This window comes from Burkholderia sp. IT-111MI5, from assembly GCF_949752865.1.
Classification (GTDB): domain Bacteria; phylum Pseudomonadota; class Gammaproteobacteria; order Burkholderiales; family Burkholderiaceae; genus Burkholderia; species Burkholderia pyrrocinia_C.
In genome coordinates this window covers 1-24,109 of the sequence record NZ_CATKIF010000021.1, presented here as the reverse complement: position 1 = coordinate 24,109, position 24,109 = coordinate 1, and the positions used below count along the sequence as shown (strand labels likewise).

At 65.4% G+C, this 24,109-nt stretch carries 28 protein-coding genes and 3 pseudogenes; 19 read left to right on the top strand and 12 right to left on the bottom strand.

All coding sequences use genetic code 11. The features are described 5' to 3' along the window. Nucleotides 1–3 precede the first annotated feature (3 nt). From ACM6JT_RS18235 to ACM6JT_RS18220, 4 genes are all read left to right on the top strand, one after another. Complete coding sequence (locus ACM6JT_RS18235; protein ID WP_407971739.1) at nucleotides 4–783, top strand: carbonic anhydrase; 780 nt, start codon at nucleotides 4–6, stop codon at nucleotides 781–783. Nucleotides 784–905: 122 nt separating this feature from the next. Continuing rightward, nucleotides 906–1,616 carry an outer membrane protein gene (locus tag ACM6JT_RS18230; RefSeq protein WP_034182183.1) on the top strand — a complete coding sequence of 237 codons (711 nt, stop codon included), beginning with the start codon at nucleotides 906–908 and terminating at the stop codon, nucleotides 1,614–1,616. A gap of 254 nt (nucleotides 1,617–1,870) precedes the next feature. Continuing rightward, complete coding sequence (locus tag ACM6JT_RS18225) at nucleotides 1,871–2,716, top strand: hypothetical protein (protein WP_414856993.1); 846 nt, start codon at nucleotides 1,871–1,873, stop codon at nucleotides 2,714–2,716. Then, nucleotides 2,713–3,381 (top strand): MarC family protein, encoded by a 669-nt coding sequence (locus tag ACM6JT_RS18220; RefSeq protein ID WP_034181853.1) that lies wholly within the window; start codon nucleotides 2,713–2,715, stop codon nucleotides 3,379–3,381. Before ACM6JT_RS18225 ends, ACM6JT_RS18220 begins: the two co-directional genes overlap by 4 nt. A 325-nt stretch (nucleotides 3,382–3,706) precedes the next feature. Here ACM6JT_RS18220 and ACM6JT_RS18215 read toward each other — a convergent pair whose 3' ends face one another. From ACM6JT_RS18215 to ACM6JT_RS18205, 3 genes are all read right to left on the bottom strand, one after another. Then, a complete protein-coding gene (locus tag ACM6JT_RS18215) occupies nucleotides 3,707–4,516 on the bottom strand; it encodes a TlpA family protein disulfide reductase (protein WP_105391765.1) in 810 nt (269 codons plus the stop codon). Between the two features lie 10 nt (nucleotides 4,517–4,526). After that, nucleotides 4,527–5,387 (bottom strand): ion transporter, encoded by an 861-nt coding sequence (locus ACM6JT_RS18210; RefSeq protein ID WP_081938479.1) that lies wholly within the window; start codon nucleotides 5,385–5,387, stop codon nucleotides 4,527–4,529. Between the two features lie 478 nt (nucleotides 5,388–5,865). Beyond that, the gene (locus ACM6JT_RS18205) at nucleotides 5,866–6,450 is read right to left on the bottom strand and encodes a DUF4410 domain-containing protein (protein ID WP_034181855.1); all 585 of its coding nucleotides are present in this window, start codon (nucleotides 6,448–6,450) and stop codon (nucleotides 5,866–5,868) included. A gap of 30 nt (nucleotides 6,451–6,480) precedes the next feature. Here ACM6JT_RS18205 and ACM6JT_RS18200 point away from each other — a divergent pair, with 30 nt between their 5' ends. Beyond that, nucleotides 6,481–6,735, top strand: a complete 255-nt coding sequence (locus ACM6JT_RS18200; RefSeq protein ID WP_414856992.1) for a hypothetical protein — start codon at nucleotides 6,481–6,483, stop codon at nucleotides 6,733–6,735. On the opposite strand, the gene ACM6JT_RS18195 is transcribed toward ACM6JT_RS18200, so the two are convergent. Further along, nucleotides 6,696–7,697 carry a hypothetical protein gene (locus ACM6JT_RS18195; RefSeq protein ID WP_105391763.1) on the bottom strand — a complete coding sequence of 334 codons (1,002 nt, stop codon included), beginning with the start codon at nucleotides 7,695–7,697 and terminating at the stop codon, nucleotides 6,696–6,698. The two genes, ACM6JT_RS18200 and ACM6JT_RS18195, sit on opposite strands and share 40 nt — an antisense overlap. A 133-nt stretch (nucleotides 7,698–7,830) precedes the next feature. Here ACM6JT_RS18195 and ACM6JT_RS18190 point away from each other — a divergent pair. The 3 genes and pseudogenes from ACM6JT_RS18190 to ACM6JT_RS18180 all read left to right on the top strand — a co-directional run. After that, a pseudogene (locus ACM6JT_RS18190) lies at nucleotides 7,831–7,920 on the top strand (class I SAM-dependent methyltransferase); the annotation flags it as partial. A gap of 94 nt (nucleotides 7,921–8,014) precedes the next feature. Further along, nucleotides 8,015–8,269, top strand: a complete 255-nt coding sequence (locus ACM6JT_RS18185; RefSeq protein WP_034182185.1) for a type II toxin-antitoxin system prevent-host-death family antitoxin — start codon at nucleotides 8,015–8,017, stop codon at nucleotides 8,267–8,269. 288 nt (nucleotides 8,270–8,557) lie between these two features. After that, nucleotides 8,558–9,607 carry a Fic family protein gene (locus ACM6JT_RS18180; RefSeq protein WP_034181857.1) on the top strand — a complete coding sequence of 350 codons (1,050 nt, stop codon included), beginning with the start codon at nucleotides 8,558–8,560 and terminating at the stop codon, nucleotides 9,605–9,607. A 293-nt stretch (nucleotides 9,608–9,900) separates the two neighbouring features. On the opposite strand, the gene ACM6JT_RS18175 is transcribed toward ACM6JT_RS18180, so the two are convergent. Both ACM6JT_RS18175 and ACM6JT_RS18170 read right to left on the bottom strand, forming a co-directional pair. After that, on the bottom strand, nucleotides 9,901–10,377 hold the full coding sequence (locus tag ACM6JT_RS18175; protein WP_105391762.1) for a GNAT family N-acetyltransferase: 477 nt from the start codon (nucleotides 10,375–10,377) through the stop codon (nucleotides 9,901–9,903). Nucleotides 10,378–10,575: 198 nt separating this feature from the next. Continuing rightward, nucleotides 10,576–10,846 (bottom strand): annotated as a pseudogene (locus ACM6JT_RS18170) (aldo/keto reductase); the annotation flags it as partial. Nucleotides 10,847–10,959: 113 nt separating this feature from the next. Here ACM6JT_RS18170 and ACM6JT_RS18165 point away from each other — a divergent pair. From ACM6JT_RS18165 to ACM6JT_RS18135, 7 genes are all read left to right on the top strand, one after another. Then, nucleotides 10,960–11,259 (top strand): ArsR/SmtB family transcription factor, encoded by a 300-nt coding sequence (locus ACM6JT_RS18165; RefSeq protein ID WP_034181860.1) that lies wholly within the window; start codon nucleotides 10,960–10,962, stop codon nucleotides 11,257–11,259. A gap of 39 nt (nucleotides 11,260–11,298) precedes the next feature. After that, nucleotides 11,299–12,651, top strand: a complete 1,353-nt coding sequence (locus ACM6JT_RS18160) for a pyridoxal phosphate-dependent decarboxylase family protein (protein WP_414856991.1) — start codon at nucleotides 11,299–11,301, stop codon at nucleotides 12,649–12,651. Nucleotides 12,652–12,856: 205 nt separating this feature from the next. Next, the gene (locus ACM6JT_RS18155) at nucleotides 12,857–13,324 is read left to right on the top strand and encodes a cupin domain-containing protein (RefSeq protein WP_034181862.1); all 468 of its coding nucleotides are present in this window, start codon (nucleotides 12,857–12,859) and stop codon (nucleotides 13,322–13,324) included. Between the two features lie 244 nt (nucleotides 13,325–13,568). Further along, a complete protein-coding gene (locus ACM6JT_RS18150) occupies nucleotides 13,569–14,282 on the top strand; it encodes a DUF6088 family protein (protein ID WP_181152255.1) in 714 nt (237 codons plus the stop codon). Further along, complete coding sequence (locus tag ACM6JT_RS18145; protein ID WP_414856990.1) at nucleotides 14,279–14,905, top strand: nucleotidyl transferase AbiEii/AbiGii toxin family protein; 627 nt, start codon at nucleotides 14,279–14,281, stop codon at nucleotides 14,903–14,905. Before ACM6JT_RS18150 ends, ACM6JT_RS18145 begins: the two co-directional genes overlap by 4 nt. A gap of 31 nt (nucleotides 14,906–14,936) precedes the next feature. Then, nucleotides 14,937–15,758 carry an SDR family NAD(P)-dependent oxidoreductase gene (locus tag ACM6JT_RS18140; RefSeq protein ID WP_407971736.1) on the top strand — a complete coding sequence of 274 codons (822 nt, stop codon included), beginning with the start codon at nucleotides 14,937–14,939 and terminating at the stop codon, nucleotides 15,756–15,758. A 28-nt stretch (nucleotides 15,759–15,786) separates the two neighbouring features. Continuing rightward, nucleotides 15,787–16,092 (top strand): hypothetical protein, encoded by a 306-nt coding sequence (locus ACM6JT_RS18135; RefSeq protein ID WP_414856989.1) that lies wholly within the window; start codon nucleotides 15,787–15,789, stop codon nucleotides 16,090–16,092. Here ACM6JT_RS18135 and surE read toward each other — a convergent pair. From surE to ACM6JT_RS18120, 3 genes are all read right to left on the bottom strand, one after another. Then, nucleotides 16,025–16,804, bottom strand: a complete 780-nt coding sequence (gene surE, locus ACM6JT_RS18130) for a 5'/3'-nucleotidase SurE (RefSeq protein ID WP_034181865.1) — start codon at nucleotides 16,802–16,804, stop codon at nucleotides 16,025–16,027. The two genes, ACM6JT_RS18135 and surE, sit on opposite strands and share 68 nt — an antisense overlap. A gap of 333 nt (nucleotides 16,805–17,137) precedes the next feature. Further along, nucleotides 17,138–17,446, bottom strand: coding sequence for an AzlD family protein (locus ACM6JT_RS18125; protein WP_034181866.1), 309 nt, complete (start codon nucleotides 17,444–17,446; stop codon nucleotides 17,138–17,140). Beyond that, a complete protein-coding gene (locus ACM6JT_RS18120) occupies nucleotides 17,439–18,173 on the bottom strand; it encodes an AzlC family ABC transporter permease (RefSeq protein WP_027789977.1) in 735 nt (244 codons plus the stop codon). Before ACM6JT_RS18120 ends, ACM6JT_RS18125 begins: the two co-directional genes overlap by 8 nt. Before the next feature lie 125 nt (nucleotides 18,174–18,298). Here ACM6JT_RS18120 and ACM6JT_RS18115 point away from each other — a divergent pair, with 125 nt between their 5' ends. The 3 genes from ACM6JT_RS18115 to ACM6JT_RS18105 all read left to right on the top strand — a co-directional run bounded on the left by ACM6JT_RS18115 (nucleotide 18,299) and on the right by ACM6JT_RS18105 (nucleotide 20,402). Then, nucleotides 18,299–18,757: an Lrp/AsnC family transcriptional regulator gene (locus tag ACM6JT_RS18115; protein ID WP_006749370.1), complete on the top strand. Its 459-nt coding sequence runs from the start codon at nucleotides 18,299–18,301 to the stop codon at nucleotides 18,755–18,757. Between the two features lie 220 nt (nucleotides 18,758–18,977). After that, nucleotides 18,978–19,547: a hypothetical protein gene (locus ACM6JT_RS18110; protein WP_027789976.1), complete on the top strand. Its 570-nt coding sequence runs from the start codon at nucleotides 18,978–18,980 to the stop codon at nucleotides 19,545–19,547. 165 nt (nucleotides 19,548–19,712) lie between these two features. Continuing rightward, nucleotides 19,713–20,402 carry a YebB family permuted papain-like enzyme gene (locus ACM6JT_RS18105; RefSeq protein ID WP_414856988.1) on the top strand — a complete coding sequence of 230 codons (690 nt, stop codon included), beginning with the start codon at nucleotides 19,713–19,715 and terminating at the stop codon, nucleotides 20,400–20,402. 79 nt (nucleotides 20,403–20,481) lie between these two features. Here ACM6JT_RS18105 and ACM6JT_RS18100 read toward each other — a convergent pair whose 3' ends face one another. From ACM6JT_RS18100 to ACM6JT_RS18090, 3 genes and pseudogenes are all read right to left on the bottom strand, one after another. Beyond that, nucleotides 20,482–20,769, bottom strand: coding sequence for a helix-turn-helix domain-containing protein (locus ACM6JT_RS18100; protein ID WP_034181868.1), 288 nt, complete (start codon nucleotides 20,767–20,769; stop codon nucleotides 20,482–20,484). Next, nucleotides 20,756–21,097: pseudogene (locus ACM6JT_RS18095) on the bottom strand (type II toxin-antitoxin system RelE/ParE family toxin). Before ACM6JT_RS18095 ends, ACM6JT_RS18100 begins: the two are co-directional and overlap by 14 nt. Nucleotides 21,098–21,312: 215 nt before the next feature. After that, complete coding sequence (locus ACM6JT_RS18090; RefSeq protein ID WP_131946554.1) at nucleotides 21,313–21,945, bottom strand: LysE family translocator; 633 nt, start codon at nucleotides 21,943–21,945, stop codon at nucleotides 21,313–21,315. A gap of 293 nt (nucleotides 21,946–22,238) precedes the next feature. On the opposite strand from ACM6JT_RS18090, the gene ACM6JT_RS18085 reads away from it, so the two are divergent. Continuing rightward, a complete protein-coding gene (locus ACM6JT_RS18085; RefSeq protein ID WP_414856987.1) occupies nucleotides 22,239–24,011 on the top strand; it encodes a ShlB/FhaC/HecB family hemolysin secretion/activation protein in 1,773 nt (590 codons plus the stop codon). Nucleotides 24,012–24,109 lie beyond the last annotated feature (98 nt).

Sequence of the window (24,109 nt, the reverse complement as noted above, 5' to 3'; positions counted from 1 at the left end):
CAAATGAATACGACCCGAACCACGATGATGCGGCTCGCGACTGCGACGCTGTTCACCATGACGGCCATGACAATGCCTGCACATGCGGCCGACGCACCGGCATCGGCAACGGCTGCATCGGTCGATCATGAATTCGACTACGACCATCAGCGCGAATGGCATCTGGAATCCGGCGATGCGCAGTCGCCGGTCGCGATCGATTCGGGCACGGCCAGGCGCGCGACGCGATACGAAGACGAAAACATCGCGATCGACGTGCACATCGCCGATACGCGCGCGAAGGTGATCGACAACGGCCACACGATCCAGATCGTGCCGGCTGGCGGCAGCGCGACGATCCGTGGCCGCCATTTCAGGCTTCAGCAGATTCATTTCCACGCGCCGGCGGAACACACGCTCGACGGCCGAACCTATCCGGTCGAGGGGCATTTCGTGTTTCGGTCGCAGGATGGCCGGCTGGCCGTCGTCGCCGTGCTGTATCGCACCGGCAGCGAGAACGCGCAGTTCGCTGCGGCGATGGATGCGCTCCGCGGCGCGGACACCGCGAGCCTGTCGTCGTTTCACGCGAGCAGGCTGATGCCCGGCAAGGTGAACGCCTACTATCACTACCTCGGTTCGCTGACCACGCCGCCGTTGACCGAAAACGTCGAATGGTACGTGCTGGACGAGCCGGTCGAGCTGTCCGCCGACGACATCGCCGCGTTCCGGATGCGCTACTCGCACAACGCGCGCACGGTGCAGCCGCTGAACGGGCGGCCGCTGCTGCGCTACGACGTGAAGTAATCGGCGACGCACGGCGCCTCCGTACCGCTACGGAGGCGCTACCCGTACGCGAACGGGTTCAATGCGCATGACGAACTTCCTACGATGACGCGATCTCCTCTCATCCACAAGGAAGCATGGTCATGATCAAGTCATTCGCACTGCCGTCGTCGCTCGCGCTGCTGTTCTCGGGCGCGGCGTTCGCCGACGTGGCTGCACCGGAAACGAAGAAGCAGGACGCGAGCGACGCGGGTTATTACGCGACCGCGCGCGTCATCGGCGCGTTCGACAACGCCGTGAACATGGAGCTGACGAGCCCGCGCGTGACGAGCCGCATCGGCGGCCCGGACGGGCAGGATCGCGTGACGGGCTCGGTCGCGGCCGGTTATCAGTTCGGCAACGGCTGGCGCGCGGAAGGCGAATACGTGTTCAAGCGTTCGGGCAATTTCGTCAGCTACTGGGCGCCGTTCGATGCGAACGCGAACGAGTTCCACGTGTCGTCGCAACGGCTGATGCTGAACGGCTATCGCGACTTCGATCTCGGCCGCGGCTTCTCGGTATACGGCACGCTCGGCCTCGGCGTCGCGATCGTGTCGGCCGACGGCTGGCAAGGCAACGATACGCGCCGCTTCGCGTCGAAGACGCAGACCAACCTCGCGTATTCGGCCGGCGCGGGCGTGAGCTACGCGATCAACAAGCGCTTCACGATCGACGTCGGGTATCGCTATGTCGACATGGGGAACGTCGAGACCGGCTTCAACACGTTCGTGAACCGCGTGTCGGCGCGCGACGAGCAGCTGAAGTCGAAGCTGTCGTCGAACGAAGTGTTCATCGGGCTGCGCGGGCGGTTCTGACAGGCGGGAGGCGGGCGTCGATTCGCGCGGCTGCGCGATCGGCCGGCCGATGCGTGGTCGGATCCGGTCCGCGACAAAGGACGGTGTGACGCGGCACGGCCGCCCGCGCTTGCTTGAACCACGCCACCGCCAGAATAAGCCCAGTCCGATTTACTCGCGACAGGCCGCGCGGCGATACTCCGATCCGTCATCCACATTCAATAGCGCGAATCCGTCCGGCGAACGGCGGGCGGTTCGCCTCCGACATCATGGGCATGCAGGACATCACCGGACATTTCGCGTTGCCGCTCGCGCGGCCTTTCTCCGACCTTCCGCCGCCGTTCGGGCGGCGACGCACGCCGTTCGTGAAGAGCAAGCGGCCGCGGCCGGGCGTATTCAATCTGCACGGCGCACGCGACGCGTCGGCGTCCACCGCCGTGCGCGCGTCGGATTTCGGTTCGGACAACAAGCCGTGGGTGAAGCCGCGCCCTGCACCCCGCCGGTGGCGGCCCACGATGATGATGCTCGCGGCCGGCCTCGTGTTCGGTTCCGTGGGCCTGGCGGGAACGCACGCGTTCCACGGCGCCCGTCGCGGCGCGTTGCGCAATACCGTCTACGAGGCGGCGATCTCGACCGCGTCGGGGTCGGCTGTCGCGGCGCCGGCGACGATCCCGGTGGACCCGGACCTCGAGCCCGGCCTGGCTGTCGCGGCGACCGTTGCGGGAACCGGCGAAACGACGGTCGTGCGCGCCGAAGCCGCGCCGACGCCCGACGCGTCGACCGCAGCACCGGCCGCGCGGAAATCCGCAAGCGTGACGCGCAGGAAGGCGGTGCGCCTGGAAACGGCGCGCGAGCGTCTGGCCGCGGCTGCACCTGCATCGGCTGCGTCAGGCGGCGCGACATCGCGCGCGCATGCAGCGGAGCAGGCCGACGCGTCGCCCGCCGCGTCCCGGTCGGCCCACGCGGCCGTCGGCATGACCGCCGCGGAATTCTCGAAATGGCTCGCCGCGACGCGCGAACCGGCGCGTGCCGCTGCCTCTGCCGCATCGCCGGGTCCGGACCTGCACGTCGCGCTGCCCAGCCATACGCGTCTCACGGACGAAAGCGCGAGCGGGCAATGACGTTCGACCGCCTGATCCCCGAAATCCTGTTCGGCTTCATGGGCCTGGTCGGCATCATCAATCCGTTCGGGATGGCGTTCGTGTTCCTCGAGCGCACGCAATCGCTGACCGAGCCTGAACGCGCGATGCTGTCGAAGAAGCTCGGAAGAAACGTGTTCTTCACGCTGCTCGTGATCTTCTTCGTCGGCGCGCCGGTGCTGAACTTCTTCGGCATTTCGATGGAAGCGCTGCGGATCGGCGGCGGCTTTGCGGTCGCTGTGGCCGGCTGGTCGATGCTCAACGCGCCGGACGTGTCGACCGATGCGTCGGTGGCGCACGGCAGCGATTTCCAGAACCTGATGGCGCGCGCGTTCTTTCCGCTGACGGTGCCGCTGACGATCGGCCCCGGTTCGATCGCGGCCGGCATCGCGCTGCACGCGAACCGCTCGCATGGCGCGAAGGACTATCTGCTGTCGGGCGTGATTTCGGTGGCGGTCGCCGCGCTCGTCGCGTTCGCGATCTGGCAGATCTACAGCCGCGCGACCACGCTCGCGCGCTATCTCGGCGGCGAAGGCACGAAGGTCGCGATGCGCGTGTCCGCGTTCCTGCTGCTGTGCGTCGGCGTGCAGATCATGCTGACCGGCATCGCCGAGTTCGCGCGATCGATCGGTGCACAGGCGGGTTGAGCGAGGACGGGGCCGGCTTCGATTGCCGCGCCGTCAGCGTTTGCCGGCGCATGAAGATCCCCGGCGATGGCCGGTCGTGCGGGAAACGGTCCGGCGGGTTGATCGGGACGGCGCCGGATTTCGCGATTGCTGCGCGGTGGTGTTTGCCCGCGCATGAAACACCCTGATGATGGCTGGTCGAGCGGGAAACAGTTTGGCCGCTGCGTCGCAAGCCGGCCTCGCGTTTCGCGTTCGCCGGCCCGCGCCGGACGACGCAGGCCCGAGATGTTCGCCGCGCCTGTCGTCGCAATGCCTGACGGTGCGTCGGCGCAGCCGTTTCCGCACCTCAGAAACCGAACCGCGTATTCATCGTGTCCTTGAGCCGCGCGGCGGTGATCTCGCCCATATGCGACTCGACCAGCCTGCCTTTGTCATCGAAGAACAGCGTCGTCGGCAGCCCGCGCGAACCGTAGGTCCGCATCGCGCCGAGCGAGCGGTCGAGCAGCACGTGGTCGAAGCGCAGCCCTTCGCGTTCGAGAAACGCGCGCACGGTCTGCACATCCTCGCCTTGATTGATCATCAGGAAACTGACGCCCGGGTAATCCTGTTGCGCCTGCGCCAGGATCGGCATTTCGCGCTGGCACGGCGGGCACCAGGTCGCCCACAGGTTCACGACGACGGGCTTGCCCGCGTAGCGGTTCGGTGCAACGGGCGTCGCATCGAGCGTCTCCACGCGCAGCGCGGACAACGGCGCCGCCGCGCGGTCGAACGTCGCCAGCACACCCTGAGCCGCCCCCCAAGCCAGCATGCCGGCGGCGATGCCGGCGAGTGCGGGGCGCGCCAGCCCCGGCAGGCGGCGCGACCGCCAGCCGATATAGGCGAGCGCGACCGGCAAGCCGATCCACCAGGTAAAGCCGCCGTCGCCGAGCGCGACGAGGGATTTCGGCGCGGCGAAGTAGTCGGGCCACCAGCGTGCGATATAGCCGACGCGCGCGGCGATCAGCCCGATCAGCAGCGCGTCGAGCAGCAGGCTCGCGGATGTCTTGTGCTGGCCGGCGGGCCGGTTGCGCTGCGCGAATCGCGCGACGATCCACGCGATCAGGGCGGCGATGGCTACGGCCACGACCCTTACGGAAAAGGGGCCGATGCTCAGCATGAGGAAGCGTTCATTGTCGTTGATCGAATGAGGAATGCGTTGATGATTGGCGGTCGGGCACACGCTGCGTTGCCGTGGCGCTGGCATCGTCGCGTTGCTTCGATGCGCATGCGCCGCAATGCGGACAGACCGTCGCACCGGCATCGCCGGACTGCGCTTGCTGCGCCCGTCCGCGTTCGAGCGCGGACGCGACGAGCTCCGCGCCCATGATACCGGTCGGGAACGCGATGATGCCGTAACCGAGCAGGATCGCGCACGACGTGATCAGCCGGCCGAGCGGCGTGTGCGGCGTCAGGTCGCCATAGCCGGTCGTGCTCATCGTCACGGCGGCCCAGTACACGCCGACCGGAATGCTCGTGATGCCGTTCTCGGGGCCTTCGACGAGAAAAATCACCGTGCCGAGGATCACGACGATCACGAACATTCCGCCGATGAACACGAAGATCTTGCGCCGCGCACGCGCGAGCGCGCGGATCAGCATCTGGCCTTCCTCCAGATAGATCGCGAGCCCGAGTATGCGGAACACGCGCAGCAGCCTGAGCAGGCGCACGTCGATCAGCGCATGCAGGCCGGGGAAGAAAAACGCGAGATAGGTCGGCAGGATCGATACGAGATCGACGATGCCGAAGAAACTGCGCGCATAGGCGGCGGGCTTCGGCGCCGTGAACAGCCGCATCGCATATTCGACGGTGAACAGCAGCGTGAACGCCCACTCGGCCGCGTACAGCGCGTTCCCGTACTGCGCGTGCAGTTCCTGCACGCTGTCGATCATCACGACGAAGACGCTCGCGACGATCAGCGCGAGCACCGCGATGTCGAGGCCGCGGAGGAAGCGGGGGCGACGGATCGCGTCGCGGATCGCGGCGCGCATCGTATGGACGAAGGGGGAGGTCGAGAGGTTCACGGGTCGGAGTTTACGAGCCACCCGACGCCAATCCTATCGGACCTGTCTGAATTGCCGGTGGGTCTTGCGCCCGAAAATCAGACCAGACTGATTCCCGGATGCGGAGCGCTCGTCAACAATGGATCTACCGGACGGCGTGGTGGCCGGACGGCGTCTCCGTCTGAACACGGTAGACCTCTCCTTTACGGCTGCTTCAGGGCGGCCGTTTTTTTGCCATCTTGCGTACGACGCAGACTGCCGGCACAACGAAGACGCGGACGAGCGCACGTCGAATCGGAATGCGGCAATCGAAGCCGCGACGCGTGCCTGTTGCTAAGGGGCATGCTCAAAGGAGAATCTGCTCGATGAAGATCGTTGCGGTCGCAACCCGCATCGTAGCCGTTGGGTGAGCGCAGCGGCTGCCGCTCGACGGGCCGCGAATCCGCGGTCCGTCGGGCGTCGGACATTACAGCTTCTTCGCGTGAGCCGCGTCCGCTTGTTGCGCGCCGGCCGAGGGGTCGAGCGTCGACAGCGTCTTCTCGGTGAAATTCTCGTACAGCCAGTCCATGCGTGTCCCGTCCATACCGGCGATGCCGCCGAGTGCGTACGATGCCGACACCTTGAAGCGGTCGACCTGACGATTGTCGGTGCCGACGAGCGTCACGGTGCCGTCGACATAATCGCTGCCCGCCATGAAGCCGAACATGACCGCGGAGAAACTCGAGCGCACCCGAATGCCGGTGACTTCAACGTTCAGGTGCATTGCATCGGTTGAATCGGCCTTTGCCAGAAGCTTGCGTGCGTCCAGCGCGCTTTCGATTTGCTCCTGCAGTTTCTTGGGGCTGAACTTCAGATTGTCTTTCAACGCTTCCTGGGCAGCCGCGTCCAGCGTAACTTGCACGATAACCGGCTTGGTGCCGAATTTGGACGTCGACGCAGTCGCGGTGGCCCCCGCCTGATTACCTGCGTCGCGTGTCACGCTGCTTGCGCAGCCCGACAGGAAGCCGATCGTCACCAGTGCCAGAGTGGCATGTCGGATAACAGATTTCATGATTTGGTCTATGGATTGAGGTTATTTGAGATGGCTCTGTGGCCGGGAGGAAATTTATCACCGGGTGATCTGATTCAAATGGTCGAATTGATAGAAAACAACCCGGCATTTATTCGCCACGGATTTTTGTCGCGGATCGAGGATATGAGCACGCTGCACGTCGATCCGGTTTCGTTCTACCCGAATGCGAACGAGGAGAAGCGGCACAGGTATCCGCTGCCGCGCCGCCGATCACTTACGTGCGGTCACTGGCCGTTGCCGGATACCGCGCCGCCGAGCCTGTAGGCCGTGAAGAATTCGTACCACGGAGAACCTTCCGCAACCGGCACCCCAAGCGCCGACGTGCGTCGCTTCAGCGCCCCGAACACGTCGTTGATGCGGGCCGTCTGCGCGACGTCGTTGAACGGATAAGGCCGGGACCGTCCCGCCGCGAACGTGCCGTATGCGATCGCGAGCAGGCGTGCGCTGTCGTCGGTGCCCGCGATCGCCGCGTCGATCGCTTCGACGAAACGCGGCCGGTCTTCGGCGCGCGACCCGGACAGGCACAGGAATACGATTGCCGACAGTTCATGCAGGTCGTTCACCTGCAGCAAGGCGGGCAGCCGCGCGACGATCCGTTCCACCGGCTCTTCACGCAGCGCGTCGCCGAAGTCGAGCACGGCGGTCATCGGATTCCTGTCTGCTTTCAGGCGATCGAGCGCAGGCGGTATGGCCGACGCGCTGTCCGGCAACGACGGCGGCGCGGATCGCAACGCATCCGCCACCTGCTGCGTCCATTCCGGAAAGATCATCCGCGCGTTACCGAACTGCTCGCCGCCTTCGGCCGCCGGATTCCATCGATAAACGATCGTGCCGCCGCGAATGAACGGCGAATACAGATGCTCGGGCGTTTGCGGCAGCGGCCGCCGATTGATCGGCAGCCACGCGAGCGTCAGCCAGTCGTAGCGGCCGGTCGCGGGCACCGACGGGCTCGAACTCGCGACGACCTGCCACGTGCCGCGATTCGCATAACGGCGGCGCGCGTCGGGCACCGGGACGGTCCGGCCTTTCGCGGTGTCGAAATACGTCGCGCCGGTCACGTTCGCGCCGCTGTCCGCAGCCGGCGTGATGGTTGAGATGACCCACGACGAACCATCGGCCGAACGGTAGTCGGACGGCTTCAGCGTGGCGACGTCGTGAACCATGCGCGTTTCCGCCGCGACGGGGCTCGGGGGAAGATTGGCGGGAGCGGCGACGATACTCGGCATGGGCTTTCCTCGGAATCGGGTGCGACTCGTCGAACGGGGACGAGGCACGGCAGCGCAGGTAGTTTTCTGTCACTGTAGAACTTCGCCGCCGGAAACGGAAAGCGCCGGATGTGGCGTAACCCGGTCATGCGTTCCGGCGCCGGACCATGCCGATACGGACCAGTTGAAGCAGTGGGTGCGCGTACCGTTGTTTTTGCCGATCAAGGCGCTGCCGGTGGGTTGAGCGGATCGATGGTCAGCCAGGGTTTCACGCGGGTATCGCGTCATTTGCCTTAGTGTAGTAACACACCTGCATGGGTGTGTTTGAGGAACTCACGATGACTATCACTACTCTCTCAAGTCGCGAATTCAATCAAGACGTGACTAAAGCGAAGAAAGCGACAAAGGATGGCCCGGTGTTTATTTCGAACCGCGGCAGGCCTACTCATGTGCTGTTGAGTTTCGAGGATTACCAGCGCCTCACGCAACAGATACGCAACATTGCCGACGCGCTGGCATTGCCCGATGTCGAGGACATCGAGTTTGACCCTCCGCGCGCGGACGTCAGGATCAAGCAGGTTGACTTCCGATGATGCTCGTTCTCGATACCGATGCCCTTGGGATTTCTTGCGTCGCGCACGTGGATAACTGGATTGCTGTTGGCGCAACACGCTCCTTGTAAAGGCCGTAGCGTTGTACGAGTGATGGTGGATTCGTCGGGGGAAGCGGATACGAATCGACACGCCGAAAGTATGGCCCTCGGGCTACCGGGGCCTGCGACGCCAGCCGTGCTGACACAAGACCGTTACCATTTTGACACCCATTTGCACCCATTAATTTGCTGCGAGAGAAATGGGTGTAAATGGGTGTAATATTGGTTTATGTTCCGAGCCGACACCCTCCAGATCACACCGGAAGTCCTGGGCCTGATTGCCCGGATTGACGAGTTCAAAGGCGCATGGCGTGCTTTGGGCACACTCGCGCCTGACCGACTGTCGGCTTTGCGGCGCGTGGCCACCATCGAAAGCATTGGATCGTCCACCCGCATCGAGGGCAGCAAGCTGAGCGACCGCGATGTCGAGCGCCTGCTATCCAATCTCGCCATCAAGCAGTTCGAGACGCGCGACGAGCAGGAGGTGGCGGGGTACGCCGAGCTGATGGACTTGATGTTCCAGGCGTGGAAGGACATCCCGTTCAACGAGAACCACATCAAGCAGCTTCACCAGATTCTGCTGCAATACAGCCAGAAGGACGAGCGGCACCGGGGACATTACAAGACTAGCTCCAACAGCGTCGCTGCTTTCGACGAGAGCGGCGCGCAGATCGGCATCGTCTTCGAAACGGCCATGCCGTTCGATACACCGCGTCTGATGGCGGAGCTCGTGCAGTGGGTGAATGACGAACGGGAACGGGCGCACCTGCATCCTTTGCTTGTTATCGCCATCTTCGTGGTCGTGTTCCTGGAAATCCACCCGTTTCAGGACGGCAATGGGCGGCTCAGCCGCGTGCTGACAACCTTGTTGCTGCTTCAGGCGGGCTATGCCTACGTTCCATACAGTTCGCTGGAAAGCGTGATCGAGGTGAACAAGGAAGCCTACTACCTCGCGCTGCGTCAGACGCAGGGCACCATCCGCACCGACGCACCCAACTGGCAGCCGTGGTTGTTGTTCTTTCTGCGTTCGCTGGCCGAGCAGGTGCGGCGGCTTGAAAAGAAAGTCGAGCGCGAAAAGATCGTGCTGGCCTCACTGCCTGTACTGTCCTTGCAGATCGTCGAGTTCGCCCGCGAGCATGGGCGCATCACGATGGCCGAGGCGATCAAGCTGACAGGCAGCAACCGCAATACCTTGAAGTCGCACTTCCGTGACCTGGTCGAACGCGAACATTTGCAGCAGCACGGCAGTGGACGCGGCGTTTGGTATGGGGTGAATTGAGGAGAACCCGCTGAACGTGTGACCAACTATCTCGATGTTGGCCCGCATCCAGTACCCGGAAGGTATGAGAAATGTTCCGGATTCGTCCGGGCGGGCAGCGAATACAAATCGACGCACAGAAATTGTGTCCCTGGGGACACAAAAATCAATCAAAAGGACGGTTTTGTATCCTTCGGGCTACCAAGGCCGTGATGGCGTACAACGTGCGGCGATGTGGAGCGCGCGACGGGCTGTCGTTGCATTCACGAACTAGTCGCGGCCGCTGAGTTGAACGCCCGCCCGCCCCGCCCCGCTCAGCGCGGCAACACCTTCCTGTAAACCACGAACCCCGATTTTTCCGCGACAGTGTCGTACAGCCGCATCGCCGTGTGATTCGTTTCATGCGTTTGCCAGTACACGCGTTCGGCGCGATGCTGGCGCGCGGCGTCGTACACGGCTTCGATCAGCGCGCGGCCGACGCCCTTGCCGCGCTCGCTGTCGAGCGTGAACAGATCCTGCAGGTAGCAGGTCGGCCCGGCGAGCGTCGTGCTGCGGTGATACAGGAAATGCACGAGCCCGACGAGCTTGCCGTCACGTTCCGCGACGAAAGCATGCACGGGTTCATAGCCGTCGAAGAAGCGCGACCACGTGAGCTGCGTGATTTCCAGCGGCAGCGCGGTGTCGCCGAAGCGGCCGTAGAAGCGGTTATAGCCGTCCCAAAGCGGCAGCCAGCGGTCGTAGTCGTCTTCCCGGACCGCGCGTACGGTCAGGCCGGCGTCGGTGGCGTTCATGTGCGCGAACCTTTCGATGAGGGTTGGACGTGTTGCCGGCTCGGCCGACAACGACGCAAACCGCCACGATAGGCAGTTCGCGGCGCGCTGGGTAGGCCCATGGCGGTCGCGGTTTCTGGTGCCACGGTAGGTGAGTTCGTCGTGGCGTGCCCGCGTTGTGCCGCTTGGGCGCCGTCGTGCCGGGTTGGCCGTCGCCGCTTACCCGCGCATCGGCGGATTGAGCCGCGCGAACGCCTGTTGCCGGCGATACGGGAAGTACGGATACGGCGCTTGCACCGCGCTCGCCGCGTCGAGTTTCGCGACCTGCGCATCGGTCATGCGACCAGCCGACCGCGCCGAGGTTCTGGCGCAACTGTTCCTCGTTGCACGCGCCGACGATCACCGACGACACGGTCGGCCGTTGCAGCAGCCAGTTCAGCGCGATCTGCGGCACGGTCTTGCCGGTTTCCTCCGCGATCGCATCGAGCGCCGGTGTCGTGATCCTGAACATGACATGACAGCCTGAAACCGGACCTCGAACAGATTGCCCACGTTTCGTCATTTAGCTAATATGCGAAACGTTAAACGAAGCCTTCCAACCGTATGGACGACGTCACCCGCATCAGCGCACTGGCCAACGAAAGCCGTCTGGCCGTGATGCGCTGGCTCAAGCAGCCGCGCAAGCATTTCCCGCCGCAGCCGCACGGCGATTTCGACGAACTCGGGGTGTGCTGCACGTACATCACCGAGAAGCTCGGCATCGCGCCGGCCACGACCACGCGCCACATGCGCATCCTCGCGGATGCCGGGCTCGTGCAGGCGACCCGCGTCGGCAAGTTCACGTACTACAAGCGGATCGACGGCGCGCTGCAGCAGCTCGGCCGCGATCTCTCGCAACTCTGATTCGATCGATCTCCACCGATCCCCACCGAGGCAACCGACATGGACGAACTTGCATTGCTGGCCGACGCCGACCGCCGCGCGCACGCGTATCTCGAAGCGACGAACGAACGGCGCGCGTTTCCCGACGCGGCCGCGCTGGCCGGCCTCGCCGCATTCGACGAGCCGCTGCCCGACACGGGCCGCCCGGCCGACGACGTGCTGCGCCTGCTCGACGAGCAGGGCTCGCCCGCGACCGTCGCGTCGAACGGCCCGAACTACTTCGGCTTCGTGATCGGCGCGACACTGCCGGCCGCGGCGGCGGCCGAGCGGCTGATGCTCGCATGGGACCAGTGCGCGTCGTCGTACGCGAATTCGCCGGTGGCCGCGACGCTCGAGCGCCAGGCCGCGCGCTGGGTCGTCGACGCGCTTGCGCTGCCCGAAGGCAGCGCGGTCGGTTTCGGCACGAGCGCGACGGCCTGCACGCTCGTCGCGCTGGTGGCCGCGCGGCGCGCGCTGCTCGCGCGCAAGGGCTGGGACATCGACGAGGACGGCCTGATCGGTGCGCCCGAGGTGAAGGTCGTGATCTCCGAGCTCGCGCACATCACGGTGAAGAAAGCGCTGCGCGTGCTCGGTTTCGGGATGAAGCGCATCGTCGTTGCGCCGGTCGACGCGCACGGCCGCATCGACCCGGCGCAGTTGCCGCCGCTCGACGACATGACGATCCTCTGCGTGCAGGCCGGCGAAGTGAACACCGGCGAATTCGATCCGTTCGCGGCGCTGATTCCGCCCGCGAAGGCGGCCGGCGCATGGGCGCACGTGGACGGCGCGTTCGGCCTGTGGGCACGTGCATCGTCGAAACGCGCGCTGACGGACGGCATCGACGGCGCGGACAGCTGGACGACCGACGGCCACAAATGGCTCAACACGCCATATGACGGCGCGATGGTGATCTGCCGCGACGCGGACGCGCTCGCGACCGCGATGAACAGCGATGCCGTCTACCTGAGCGGCGCGCAGGACGCGCAGAAGAACCTGAACCTCGAGTTCTCGCGGCGTGCGCGCGGCATTCCCGTGTGGGCCGCGCTGCGCTCGCTCGGCCGCGCCGGGCTGGCCACGATGGTCGAGCGGCATTGCGCGCAGGCGTCGCGTGTCGCGGACGGCCTGCGTGCGGCCGGCTACGACGTGCTGAACCGCGTCGTGCTGAACCAGGTGCTGGTGCGCGCCGGCACGGACGAGGAAACCGTCGCGATCCGCGAGGCCGCGCAGGATTCGGGCGACGTGTGGTTCGGCGCGACCGTGTGGCAGGGGCGTCCGGCGTTCCGGATCAGCGTGTCGTCGTGGCGCACGGAAGACGCGCATATCGATCGGCTCGTGGCGCTGCTGACTGAATTGCGCGGCACGCCCGTGCGCTGAATGGTGGCGGGGGACGGAGCGGCGGCAAACCGGCGTCGCGATGCGATGCCGAGTCTCCACGCAGCCGGAAATGTCGGACAATGCCGGAGCGCCCATGCGCCCATGCGCCCATGCGCCCATGCGCCGCATCGCCCGTCGGCCGATTGCCCGTTCGCCGGCCCGGGCGGCGCGTCCAACCGATGCAGTCACGCTAACGAGAGCCCCCATGTCGACCACCTCTCCCCGGGAATTGCTGAAGGCCGCCGATATCGCGAAGCTGGAACCGACGCGCGCCGTGCATTCGCTGAATTCCAATGCCGTTCGTCTCAAAAGACCGCTCAGCGACCTGACCGGCATCACGCAGTTCGGCTTCCATTTGCTCACGCTGATGCCTGGTCACGAATCGGCCGAATACCACCGTCACCTGTACGAGGAAGAATGTGTGTACGTGCTGTCCGGCACGGGGACGGTCACGATCGGCGAACGCCCTTACGACGTCGGGCCCGGCGATTTCCTGGGCTTCGCGCGCGGCGGCGAAGCGCACACGCTGCAGAACACCGGTGACGTGCCGCTCGAACTGATCGTCGTCGGGCAGCGCCTCGAACACGATGTGTGCGAATACCCGAGAATCGGCAAGCGGCTGTACGTCGCCGGCGAGCTCGAGGATTTTGTCGATCTGCCGAAACAGCGCTGAGCCGATCCCCGATGCGCTGATGCAGGCTGCAGGGCACCGCGCCCGGCAGTCGCTGGGTTAAGCGGTTGTGACGATCTTCGCTGTTCCCGTTTTCGCTGGCACCGCGGCTCGCGCGGCTGGCCTGCATCGATGCGAGAGCGGTCGTGTCGGACCGGCTTCCGGTAACCCGATGACCAGCTCTGGACCTGCTATGTCTTGGATTTGTCCGAAAAATGTATACAAATTTCGGACAAGGAGATTTTGCATGTCAGACATTAGTACCCGCATCGTCACGCTCGTTCGCGAGGCGGGACCTGGCGCTGTCTGGGTGCCAGCCGACTTTGCGCATCTCGGTTCGCGCGACGTGATAGACAAGACATTGCAACGTCTTGTCGCCAGCGGAACCCTGCGCCGCATCGATCGGGGGTTATACGACCTCCCAGCCGTCAATCGGCTGACCAAACGGCCGACGGCCCCTGATTATCGCGCCGTGCTCGACGCAATCGCTCGTCGCGATCAATTGCGTCTGCTGGTCGACGGCATGACGGCAGCCAACGATCTTGGGCTGACGGATGGCGTTCCTGCGCGAGTGACTATCCATACCGACGCGCGCCGGCGCGCGGTTCAACTCGATGAACTGCGAATCGACTTCAAGCAGACAGCCCCCAGTCGCCTTTTCTGGGCCGGGCGACCCGCCATGCGAGTCGTGCAGGCGCTTCACTGGCTCAAGGACACGCTGCCGGGCGACGGAGACAGGGTCCGTGCCCGACTCAAGTCCGTCCTCGCAGACCCAAAACATGGGCGAGTCATTGCCCATGACCTCGCTCAGGGCTTTGCGCATTTGCCGACGTGGATGCAGGAGTTCTTGCGCTCGGTTCCGCCTTTTGACCAGGGGGGCGCCGACTCGCCCCTGCTCAGGGTTTCTGACGAACCAGGTAAAAAGACGGTGCTGCCGGATACGGGTGGAGGTCCTCGATGAACGAGGCCTATCGGGAAATCATCGCGGCCAGTGACGCGGATCGTCGCGATTTGTTCATCGGCACAGCGACGCGTCTGGGCACGGCGGTGCAGAACGTCGAGAAAGATTTCTGGGTATGTTGGGTTCTGGATGCACTGTTCAACGGACTGCCTTCAGGCGGCCCGCGTCTCCTGTTCAAGGGCGGTACATCCTTGTCCAAGGGGTTCGGGCTGATCTCCCGTTTTTCGGAAGATATTGACATCACGGTATTTCGGGGCGATCTCGGGCAGCATGTCGAGCCGGCGGATATTGAAGCCCTGAGCGGGAAGCGGCGCCGCGTTCGACTCGACGCGATACGTGAAGCTTGCCAGGCATTCATCCAGGGGGATTTCAACGCTGGGTTACACGCCTGCGCGACACGGCTTATCCCTCAGGGCTTTACGCTGGAGTCCGACCCGGACGATGCGGACGGGCAGAGCCTGCTTTTCTGGTATCCCGCGGCAACAGCTCGACAAGACGAGTACATCCGTTCTGCGGTCAAGATCGAGTCCGGTGCAAAGTCGGCGCTGGATCCGCATGCAATGGCAACCATCAAACCCTACGTTGCCCGGAACGCGTGTCCGGTCGGGTTCACGCGCTTATGATGCGGGAACGCCACCGACAGGGTTCCCCGATATGGACGCGCCGCTCCCGCCGATGCATGCCCCGATTTCCGAAACGGAACCTGAAACCGAAGCCGCCGCCGAGCCGCGCGCGTCGCGCCTGCATCGGCCTGTCGCGCTCGTCACCGGCTCGACGTCGGGCATCGGCGCGGCCATTGCGCGCCGCCTGACGGCGGACGGCTATGCGGTGATCCTGCACTCCCGCAGTTCAGCCGACACCGGACGCGCGATGGCGCGCGCACTCGGCGCGGCCTACGTGCAGGCCGATCTCGCCGACGATGCCGAGCGCGTGCGGCTGATCCGCGACGCGCTCGCCGTGCACGGGCGGCTCGACGTGCTCGTCAACAATGCGGGGATCAGCCGCGTGATCCCGCATGAGGACCTCGCGGCGGCGACGCCCGACGTGTGGCGCGAGATACACGAGATCAACGTGATCGCGCCGTTCCGGCTCGTCGCCGAAGCGCAGCCCGCGCTGCTCGAAGCGGCGTCGCGCGGGCGGGCCGGTTGCGTCGTGAACGTCAGCTCGCATGCGGGCGTGCGGCCGAAAGGCGCGTCGATTCCGTATGCGGCGGCGAAGGCCGCGCTCAATCACACGACGCGGCTGCTGGCGCGCACGCTCGCGCCGGCGATTCGCGTCAATGCGGTCGCGCCGGGGCTGGTCGATACGCCGCTGACCGCCGACTGGACCGAAGCGCAGCAGCTCTGGCGAGAACGCGCGCCGATGCGTCGCGCGGCGACGCCGGACGACATCGCGCAGACGGTCGCGATGCTCGTCGCGTCCGATTACGTGACGGGCGAGATCGTGATGCTCGACGGGGGATTGAACCTGACTTGATGCCGTGCGGGCGGTTACGCGCGCGACGTTGCGCGCCGACGCGACCTTGCAATCGGGCAGCCTCGTGCAGGCGTCGTGCGCAAGCGCCGAAGCGGCCGAAGCTGCCGAAGCTGCCGAAGCGGCCGAAGCGGCCGAAGCTGCCGAAGCTGCCGAAGCCGCCGAAGCCGCCGAAGCCGCCGAAGCTGCCGAAGCAGCCAAAGCAGCCAAAGCAGCCAAAGCAGCCAAAGCAGCCAACGCGGCCAATATGGCCAATATGGCCAACCCGATCAGCCGAGATTCGACCGCAGCCGCGCGAGCGCGCCGTCGTGCGTGCGCTCGAACTTCAGCGGCGTGACGGCGATATACCCTTCGCCGAGCGCGACCGTTTCCGAATCCGCGTCGTCGTCGCGCGGTGCGCGCGCGAGCTTCAGCCAGTGATAGTCGATCTCGCGCGGGTCGCGGCCCGACACGATCTCGACGCCCTGCAGCGTGCCGGCGCCCTGGTTCGTCACCTTCAGCCCGCGCACGTCCTGCGCGGGGCGGGCGGGGAAATTCACGTTGAGGCACGCGTCGCTGTCCCAGCCGGCGGCGGCGAGCCGGCGAATGACGTCCGGCGCATGCGCGAGCGCGGTGTTCCATGGCACCGCGTTGCGATCGGTGAACGCCTGGCTCAGCGCGATGGCCGGCACGCCGACCAGCATGCTCGTCATCGCGGCGCCGACCGTGCCGGAAAACACCGTTTCGGTGCCGAGATTCGCGCCGCGGTTCACGCCGGACAGCACGACGTCGGGCCGCGCGTCCTTCATCAGGTGGCTGACCGCGATCGCGACGCAATCGCCGGGCGTGCCGCGCACCGCGAAGCGGCGTTCGCCCTTGCGATGCACGCGCAGCGGTTCGTGCAGGCTCAGCGAATGCGACGTGCCGCTCTGGTCTTCCGCCGGCGCGACGATCCACACTTCGCGGGCCAGTTGCATGGCGACCTGTTCGAGTACTTCAAGGCCGGGGGCGTCGAATCCGTCGTCGTTGGTCAGCAGGACGCGGTCGAAAAGCGGGCGGGTTTCTTGCATCGGGACGATCCTCACGGAGATGGGCGATGAGAGGGAAGGGCGGCGTGGCGCAAGCCACAAGGCTAGCATCCCGGCGTGAGAATCGTCGTGTCGTGTCGTGTCATGTCGCGTCGTCGGCGCGGACATGAAAACGGGCGCATTGTGCGCCCGTTCGTCGGTTGAGATGCCGCGTAAGCGGCGATCGGCCCTTCCGGCGGCTAGCCCCGCGAATGATTATTTCCCAAACAGGAGAATGTGCGTTGCCGGCCGGAGCGCGAGATCGATCGTCGCTCGTCCCCTTGGGGGACGGCTGGCAACGCACGTTCACAAGCCCGCTATCGGCGGGAACGGGCTCTATCCAATCAGATGCCGCAGCAGCCCCGCCGACACGACGCCGACGATGACGGTCGGCAGGATCGACAGGCGCGTCGCCGCGAGCAGCGTGATCGCGAGCGCGAGCAGGTCGGCCGGCCGCGTCGACACGAAGGCCGGGGCGATCACCGAGATCAGCACGCAGCCGGGCACGTTCTCCATCACCGATGCCATCCGCGGGCTGAGCGTGCGGTTGCGCAGCAGCACGTAGCCGAGGATGCGCGACAGGTAGGTCGTCGACGCCATCAGCACGATCGTCGCGACGGTGCTGAAATCCGGAAGCTCAGGCATCGCGCGGCTCCCACAGCAGCGCGGCGACGAGCCCCGCGCACGCGCCGGCCGCGACGTACCATGCGCCGGGCACGGCCAGGTGCGTGGCCGCCGCGACGACGAGGCTCACGAACCACGGGCGGCTCGCGCGCATTCCCTTCCACATCCCGCGCAGCAGCACCAGGAATACGGCCGTGAACGCCATGTCGAAGCCGTATTGCTCGACGTTGCCGATCGTCGGGCCGACCGCCGCGCCGAGCGTGGTCATCGAGATCCACGTCAGGTAGAGCCCGATACAGATGCCCGCGTAATAGGGCACGCTGATGTGCGTGGCCGAGCGCGAGCGCGCGTCGGCGAGCGACATCGCCCAGCTCTCGTCGCACATGAAGAACAGCGCGACGAACGCGCGGCGGCGCGGCAGGCGCCGGATGTACGGCTCGAACGCCGCGCCCATCAGGATGTGGCGCGAATTCACGAGGAACGACATCGCGACGATCAGCGCGATGTGCGGCGGCGAGGTCCACAGATGGATCGCCGCGAATTCGGAACCGCCGCCGAAGTTCAGGCCCGTCATCATCGGCACCTCGAACAGGCTCAGCCCTTTCTGCGCGGCCTGCGCGCCGAGCACCAGCGCGAACGGCACGAAACCCAGCATGACGGGCAGCGCCGCGCGCAAACCGCGGCCCATCTCGGCGACATAGGCGGGCTTGTCGCGAAGCCCGGACGACGTTGAAACGCTACTGCTCATTACTCCTCCTTCGGGGGAGGGATTGTCTGCTTTTTTGACTCGAATCGGGTTGCGTTGTGGCCATAACTTTCAGAGAATTTGGCATTGAACGCGTGATTTGCGAATTTTTTGGAATCGGATGCCAAATGAAACTGGATGCCATCGACCGGCGGATCCTGAGCGCGCTGCAGCGCGACGGCCGCATGCAGAACGTGGAGCTCGCGCACGAGGTCGGGCTGTCGCCGTCGCCGTGCCTGCGGCGTGTGCGGCTTCTCGAGGAAGCGGGCGTGATCGAGAAATACGTGGCCGTGCTGAATCCCGCGAAGGTCGGCAAGGGGCTGACGATCTTCACGCGCGTGTGGCTGAAGGGGCAGGACGCGGAATCCGTGAACCGTTTCGCCGATGCCGTCCAGCAGATGCCGGAAGTCGTCGAATGCCATCTGATGGCGGGCGACTGCGATTTCCTGCTGCGCGTCGTCGCGGCCGACATCGACGACTATCGGCGCTTCCAGATGGAAACGCTCACGCGCATTCCCGGCGTGCTGAGCGTGAAGACCGACATTCCGATGCAGAAGGTCAAGCTGACGTCGGCGCTGCCGACCTAGCGCCGAACGAGTGCGAGGCGATGACTCGACGAACGGTCAGGTCTCGGTGACAATCGCCGGGTAATCTGGCGAGTCATGCCGCTTCGAACGTATCGCGCGCACCGCCGCGCGATGTTCGATGCGCAAGCAACTAACGGTCAATGTCGATGCGATCGGGCAGGCGGCGCTGCGCGCCGGGTCATGCGCCGGCGCGGATGCGTTTCTTCTTGTCGGGCCATTCATGCAGCCATTCAACAATCCGTGGAATTCGCTGGAAATCGTCAAGCTCGTGCTCGGCGTGCTGACGCCGTTGTCGGTGGCCTGCCTCGGCTGGCTCGTCGCGCGTCGGCTGAAGCGGCTCGAACTCGTGCAGTGGACCAACCAGCGGCTGATCGAGAAGCGCCTCGCGCTGTACGACGCGGTCGCGCCGCAGCTCAATGCGCTGCTGTGCTTCTACACGTGGATCGGCTACTGGAAGGACATCTCGCCGGACGACGTGATCCGCGCGAAGCGCGAGCTCGACCGCACGTTTCACATCTACCGCTACCTGTTCGACGAGGATGTGTACGACGCGTATCACACGTATATCCACGCGCTGTTCGACATGCACACGGGCCCGGGCCGCGACGCGCGGATCCGCTCGCTGATCCAGTCGCCGGACGGCGACCGGAGCGTACACGGGGCGTATGAATGGAAGCCGGCGTGGTCCGAGCGTTTCGCGACTGCGAATGTCGTGCCGAAGGACGACGTGCTGCGGCATTACACGCAGTTGATGGAACGGCTGCGCGTGGCGCTGGGCGCGACGCGCTGACGGCTCGGCCTCGCATCTCACGCTTCGCGCCTTACGCCGCGCACCTCACGCCGGTATCGAAATCCGCCACCCGGCGGCACGGATTCACGCCCTCGCACAAGAAGCGGATGCGGTGCGCGGTAGCTGCTGACATCCTCGCGCCATGTTCACTCTCGCGAGGTCCGTATGATTGTCGACACCGGCTGCCAGCCGCTCATGGTCCGCTCGCCCGACGCGGGCCGGCGGCGTCTTTTCTCCACCGGTTCTCCCGAACCTCATGACATGCCGTTGCCGGTCGAACCGGAGATCGGCGATATCGTGTTTATCCGCGTGACCGTGCGGCCGTTTCTCGAAGTGGCGACCGCGACACGGTCGTGGACGAATCACGTCGGGATCGTCGTCGGCCGGCGCGGTGGCGAGCCGCTCGTCGCCGAGAGCACGTTTCCACTGTCGCGCGTCACGACGATGTCGCGGTTTCTTGCGCGCTCCGATCGCGGCGCGTGCGTGATCGCGCGACTGAAGCAGCCGCTCGATGCCGCGCAGCGGCGCCGGCTCGTCGACGCGGCGATGCGCCGGGTCGGCGTGATCTACGACACGGGTTTCAATCTCGCGTCGCGCCGGCAGTTCTGTTCGCGTTTCGTTCGGGAAGTCGTGCGTGACGCGACGCGGATTACGCTCGGCGACGTTGAAACCTTCGATACGCTGCTGCGCAGGAACCCCGATCATCCGCTCGGTTTCTGGAAGGTCTGGTACTTCGGCCGGATTCCGTGGCAGCGCCGCACGGTGACGCCGGCGAGCTTGCTGGGCAGTCATGAACTGCGCGTGGTGCTCGATACGCGCGCTTGCGCCGACGATGCGTGCGCGGGCGGGGATTAGGTGAGATGCGGGGCAGGTGGGCCGTCAGTCGCTCGAGCAACCGACGGCCGATTCAATCATGTCCGGGCCGTGATGCGACTCAGGCGAACGAGATCACGAGTTTCTTGCCGCACGCGGCCGCATACTTGCGCAGCGTTTCAATCGACGGAGAGTGCTGGCCTGTCGCGAGCGCGCGTTCGAGCCGCGTGACGGCAGGCGCCTTCGTGCCCATGCGCTCTGCCACATCGGCTTGCGAAAGACCGGCGGCTCGCCGGGCGGCCAGCATGGCGTCGAGCAGCGCGAACTCCTCGCGGTTCAATCGTTCGTATTCGGCGCGTACCTTCGGATCGGCCAGCGCGCGCTCGCGCAGTGCCTTATAGGTTGCCATCTCGAATCTCCTTCAATCGACGGCGCGCGGTTTCCAGCTCTTTCTGCGGCGTTTTCTGCGTCTTCTTCACGAAGCAGTGAAGCATGACGATCCGCCGGTTGACGACCGCTCAGCAAAACACACGTGCGATACCTTCCAGGCCCTTCAACCGCATTTCGTACAACCCGTCGCCCATCGGCCTGGTGTGAGGTTCGCCCGGATTCGGGCCGTACTGCTCCATGCGGTCAGCGAGTGCGAAGAATCTGGCGGTCAGCGTTTTCGGCAACGCAAATACGCCAGCCTCGACTTGCTCGCTGAAGAAATGGATTTCGTCCGCGACGGTTCGCATAGTAACAAATTTGTTATTTCCTTGCAGGAAGGAGCGCCGTCGTGTCTGTCATGAGGGCGGCTCGTCGAATGCACGGAAGCACCGGAGAAACGTTCAGGCGTTTCTCTGGTGCTTCGTTGCTGATGTGCGAGCCAGATTGTTTGGCTGTGGCCTGAATTCGGCTAGTTATCCGAATGGATATCAGGCCCGCCCGTGTGCTTCGGGAGGGGGCGAGATCAGTTTCGCCCCGCCACCGCGAGCCGCGCCGCAAGCCCGACGAACACCGAACCGAGCAGATATTGCGGCAGTTTCGACGGGCGGCGGCGCGCGCCGATCCGCCGGCTTAGCCGGCTCGCGGAGAGAATCACCGCGCCGTTCACGACGAGCCCGATCAGGTTGAGCACCGTCGCGAGCACGAGAATCTGCACGGCGATCGAGCCATGCTCGGGCCGCACGAACTGCGGGAACAGCGCGAGCACGAACAGCGCCATCTTCGGATTCAGCAGGTTCGTCGCCAGGCCCTGACGGAAGATCGCGGCGGTCGAGTGCCGGCGCTGCGACGCGACGGGCGATAGCGAGGTTGCGTCGGAACGGAACGTCTTCCACGCGAGATAGAGCAGGTACGCGGCGCCGGCGAAACGCACGATGTCGTACGCGATCGGCACCGCGAGAAAGAGCTGCGACAGCCCGAGCGCGGCGGCGAGCGCATGACAGTAAGTGCCGGCCTGAATGCCGGCGAGCGTCGCAAAGCCCGCGCGCCGGCCCTGGCTCACGCTGCGGGACGCGATCAGCAGCATGTCGGGGCCCGGCGTGACGGTCAGCGCGAGACACGCGCCCGAGAACAGCACGAGCGTGGAGAGGTCGATCATGGGAGTCCCTTTGGCGTGAGCGGCGTAAAAGGAATGCCAGTTTAGGAGTGCCGCCGCAGGTGGTCAACCGTGCTCGCGACGGCATTCGGTCGACGGCCGGCTGGCTTCCATCCTGCCGATAAAACGGAAGCCGTTTTTGCCGTTCACGCGATTCGTGCGGCCGCTCCGGCAATTAACAATTTCGTCACGAAATTTCGTACCTGATCTAAATACATGGGAAATGTCTGTCTGTAGCATTCGGCGCTTGAGTCACAGCTGGCAAGTGCTTTGTCGGCTAGATCCGGATGTGTTCCATGTGGGAAGTTCATATGCAAGTCGTCGGCCACCGTCGGGTCGACATCGACAGCGTCGAAGCGGCGCGGTCGCGCGAGGCCGGCTCGCAAGCGGTGCCGCGCGATGCCGGCGTCGCGCTGCGCGCCCGCCACGCATTGTGCGTGGCGCTGATCTGCGGCGGTGCCGCGGGCCTGGTCAAGCAGGTCCATGCGCAAGTGCCGGACGCCGGGCGAGCGATGCGCGACATCGAGACGCCGCGTCCGGATCTGCCTCCGGAAACCGCGCCCGAGCTTAAGGTGACGCCGTCGGAAGACACCGCCGAGAGCGCACCCGAGTCGGGGCCCCGCGTGCTCGTTCGCGCATTCGCGCTCGACGGCAATACCGTGTTCGGCAGCGACAAACTGCTGCCGCTCGTTGCCGATCTGGCCGGCAGCACGCTGAGTTTCGCCGACCTGCAACGCGCCGCCGGGCGCATCACCGCCTACTATCGCAGTCATGGCTACGTGCTTGCGCGCGCGTACCTGCCTCGCCAGGACATCGACGACGGCGTCGTGCGTATCGAAATCGCCGAAGGCCGCTACGGCGCAATCACGATCCAGAACCATTCGCGCGTGCTCGATGCCGCGCTGCGCCAGCCGCTCTCGGCGCTGCATCCGGGCGATGTCGTACGCGGGCCCGATCTCGAGCGCAGCCTGTTGCTGCTCGACGATCTCGCCGGCGTCGGTGCGCGCGGCACGTTGCGTCCGGGCGAAACGCCCGGCACCACCGATCTCGTCGTCGACGCCGACAAAGGGCCGCTCGCGTCCGGATCGCTCGAATTCGACAACTTCGGCGACGTCGCGCTCGGGCGCTACCGTCTCGGCGGCAGCATCGACGTCAATTCGCCGCTGCGGCTCGGCGATCGCCTGAGCCTGCGCGGGCTTATCAGCAACGAGCGCCAGCGCTACTACCGTGCCGCCTACCAGGTACCGGTCGGGCCCGCGTCGACGCGGGTCGGCGTCGCGTATTCGTCGCTGCACTACCGGCTCGGCGGCGCGTTTTCCGATCTCGATTCCCAGGGCCGTGCGAGCGTGCAGGCCGCGTACGTCACGCAGCCGCTCGTGCGTGCGCGCGCCCTGAGCGTCACCGCGCAGGTCCAGTACGAAAACAAGAACCTGCGCGACGACTACGGCGTATTCGACATCCGGCGCGACAAGAACGTCGGCCTGTGGACCTTCGGCGTCAGCGGCAACAGTCAGGACGGCTTGCTGGGCGGCGGCCGCAACGGGTTCTCGGTGATGTTCGGCGTCGGGCGGCTGCGCAGCAACGATCCGTTCGAGGCGGATTCACTGAAGAAGTCGATTGGCAGCTTTGCGAAGCTGAATGTGAGCGCGCTGCGCGTGCAGGCGCTGGGGCGGCGGCTCGAGTTGTACACGCAGTTCAGCGCGCAGCTCGCGTCGCGCAATCTCGACGAATCGGAGAAGTTCAGCCTCGGCGGCCCGTACGGCGTGCGCGCGTATGCGCTCGGCGCCGGCAGCGGCGACCAGGGCTGGCAGGCCAGCGCGGAGCTGCGTTATCTCGTTGCGCCGGGATGGCAGGTCAGCACGTTCGTCGACGCCGGGCGCGTGCAGGGCGACAAGCACCCGTGGACGCGAGAACGAAACATGCAGCACATGCAGGCCGGCGGTGTCGGCGCGAGCTGGTATGGCGCGAAGCGCCAGGTGACGCTGACGGCCGCGTGGCCGCTCGGCGCGGCGACCGGCTCGCCGACCCGCGCGCCGAGCGTATGGGTTCAGGCCGCTCAGTATTTCTGAGCACGCGTGATCGGTCCGTCCGGCAAGGCGGGGTTGTAAATATAAATTGAAGAGGATGCCAAAATGAACAAGGCCTATTCATTGGTGTGGAATGAAGT

What these genes read in the sequence shown, in the direction of transcription:
- ACM6JT_RS18235 (WP_407971739.1), top strand. Translation starts at nt 4, where the DNA reads ATGAATACGACCCGAACCACGATGATGCGGCTCGCGACTGCGACGCTG.
- ACM6JT_RS18230 (WP_034182183.1), top strand. Translation starts at nt 906, where the DNA reads ATGATCAAGTCATTCGCACTGCCGTCGTCGCTCGCGCTGCTGTTCTCG.
- ACM6JT_RS18225 (WP_414856993.1), top strand. Translation starts at nt 1,871, where the DNA reads ATGCAGGACATCACCGGACATTTCGCGTTGCCGCTCGCGCGGCCTTTC.
- ACM6JT_RS18220 (WP_034181853.1), top strand. Translation starts at nt 2,713, where the DNA reads ATGACGTTCGACCGCCTGATCCCCGAAATCCTGTTCGGCTTCATGGGC.
- ACM6JT_RS18215 (WP_105391765.1), bottom strand. Translation starts at nt 4,516, where the DNA reads ATGCTGAGCATCGGCCCCTTTTCCGTAAGGGTCGTGGCCGTAGCCATC.
- ACM6JT_RS18210 (WP_081938479.1), bottom strand. Translation starts at nt 5,387, where the DNA reads ATGCGCGCCGCGATCCGCGACGCGATCCGTCGCCCCCGCTTCCTCCGC.
- ACM6JT_RS18205 (WP_034181855.1), bottom strand. Translation starts at nt 6,450, where the DNA reads ATGAAATCTGTTATCCGACATGCCACTCTGGCACTGGTGACGATCGGC.
- ACM6JT_RS18200 (WP_414856992.1), top strand. Translation starts at nt 6,481, where the DNA reads ATGGCTCTGTGGCCGGGAGGAAATTTATCACCGGGTGATCTGATTCAA.
- ACM6JT_RS18195 (WP_105391763.1), bottom strand. Translation starts at nt 7,697, where the DNA reads ATGCCGAGTATCGTCGCCGCTCCCGCCAATCTTCCCCCGAGCCCCGTC.
- ACM6JT_RS18185 (WP_034182185.1), top strand. Translation starts at nt 8,015, where the DNA reads ATGACTATCACTACTCTCTCAAGTCGCGAATTCAATCAAGACGTGACT.
- ACM6JT_RS18180 (WP_034181857.1), top strand. Translation starts at nt 8,558, where the DNA reads ATGTTCCGAGCCGACACCCTCCAGATCACACCGGAAGTCCTGGGCCTG.
- ACM6JT_RS18175 (WP_105391762.1), bottom strand. Translation starts at nt 10,377, where the DNA reads ATGAACGCCACCGACGCCGGCCTGACCGTACGCGCGGTCCGGGAAGAC.
- ACM6JT_RS18165 (WP_034181860.1), top strand. Translation starts at nt 10,960, where the DNA reads ATGGACGACGTCACCCGCATCAGCGCACTGGCCAACGAAAGCCGTCTG.
- ACM6JT_RS18160 (WP_414856991.1), top strand. Translation starts at nt 11,299, where the DNA reads ATGGACGAACTTGCATTGCTGGCCGACGCCGACCGCCGCGCGCACGCG.
- ACM6JT_RS18155 (WP_034181862.1), top strand. Translation starts at nt 12,857, where the DNA reads ATGTCGACCACCTCTCCCCGGGAATTGCTGAAGGCCGCCGATATCGCG.
- ACM6JT_RS18150 (WP_181152255.1), top strand. Translation starts at nt 13,569, where the DNA reads ATGTCAGACATTAGTACCCGCATCGTCACGCTCGTTCGCGAGGCGGGA.
- ACM6JT_RS18145 (WP_414856990.1), top strand. Translation starts at nt 14,279, where the DNA reads ATGAACGAGGCCTATCGGGAAATCATCGCGGCCAGTGACGCGGATCGT.
- ACM6JT_RS18140 (WP_407971736.1), top strand. Translation starts at nt 14,937, where the DNA reads ATGGACGCGCCGCTCCCGCCGATGCATGCCCCGATTTCCGAAACGGAA.
- surE (WP_034181865.1), bottom strand. Translation starts at nt 16,804, where the DNA reads ATGCAAGAAACCCGCCCGCTTTTCGACCGCGTCCTGCTGACCAACGAC.
- ACM6JT_RS18125 (WP_034181866.1), bottom strand. Translation starts at nt 17,446, where the DNA reads ATGCCTGAGCTTCCGGATTTCAGCACCGTCGCGACGATCGTGCTGATG.
- ACM6JT_RS18120 (WP_027789977.1), bottom strand. Translation starts at nt 18,173, where the DNA reads ATGAGCAGTAGCGTTTCAACGTCGTCCGGGCTTCGCGACAAGCCCGCC.
- ACM6JT_RS18115 (WP_006749370.1), top strand. Translation starts at nt 18,299, where the DNA reads ATGAAACTGGATGCCATCGACCGGCGGATCCTGAGCGCGCTGCAGCGC.
- ACM6JT_RS18110 (WP_027789976.1), top strand. Translation starts at nt 18,978, where the DNA reads ATGCAGCCATTCAACAATCCGTGGAATTCGCTGGAAATCGTCAAGCTC.
- ACM6JT_RS18105 (WP_414856988.1), top strand. Translation starts at nt 19,713, where the DNA reads ATGATTGTCGACACCGGCTGCCAGCCGCTCATGGTCCGCTCGCCCGAC.
- ACM6JT_RS18100 (WP_034181868.1), bottom strand. Translation starts at nt 20,769, where the DNA reads ATGGCAACCTATAAGGCACTGCGCGAGCGCGCGCTGGCCGATCCGAAG.
- ACM6JT_RS18090 (WP_131946554.1), bottom strand. Translation starts at nt 21,945, where the DNA reads ATGATCGACCTCTCCACGCTCGTGCTGTTCTCGGGCGCGTGTCTCGCG.
- ACM6JT_RS18085 (WP_414856987.1), top strand. Translation starts at nt 22,239, where the DNA reads ATGTGGGAAGTTCATATGCAAGTCGTCGGCCACCGTCGGGTCGACATC.